Annotated in this window: 1 protein-coding gene; it reads right to left on the reverse strand. The window is 42.7% G+C overall.

The genetic code is table 11. The features are described 5' to 3' along the window. On the reverse strand, positions 1–190 hold a 190-nt coding region (locus ACS8FD_RS24590), incomplete at its 3' end, for a MutS N-terminal domain-containing protein (RefSeq protein WP_439277771.1). Positions 191–517 lie beyond the last annotated feature (327 nt).

Consider the following 517-nt stretch of genomic DNA (forward strand, 5'->3'; position numbering starts at 1 on the left):
GCTTGGCATCATCAAAAAACAGCTCATAAAAATCGCCCATTCGATAGAGCAACAAGGCATTTGGGTAGCGCGCTTTCATGGTCAGATACTGCACCATCATTGGCGTATGATGGGCCAAATCGTAGACAGCATCGCCTATGGTTAGGGTTTCGGTATTGGTATGGTTTGCATCAAGTGGTTTAGCAGACATTCATAATCTCTTATATTGCTTGGCTTAAATATTGCTGATAAAACGCATAGAGTTGGGTGCATGGTAGGTAGATAACAGCGCTTGGCGATAGCCAAATAAGTACCATTTTAACATGAGCTGCCACGTTTCCGCGCTGGCAAATATCCGCCAGTTGCCCTTGTATTCATCAGCGCCATAACCATATATAATGACGGCACATTTTATTGGCGATGCTTCATCAGATAGTACTGGGTCGGATGATGATAGGACGGCGATTAAAGCTTTGGCTACTATAGTCGATGTATTTTATAAGAGCATAGTGCTATTAAAACATGGGTTTTTAGTACG

This window comes from Psychrobacter sp. 1U2, from assembly GCF_051847575.1.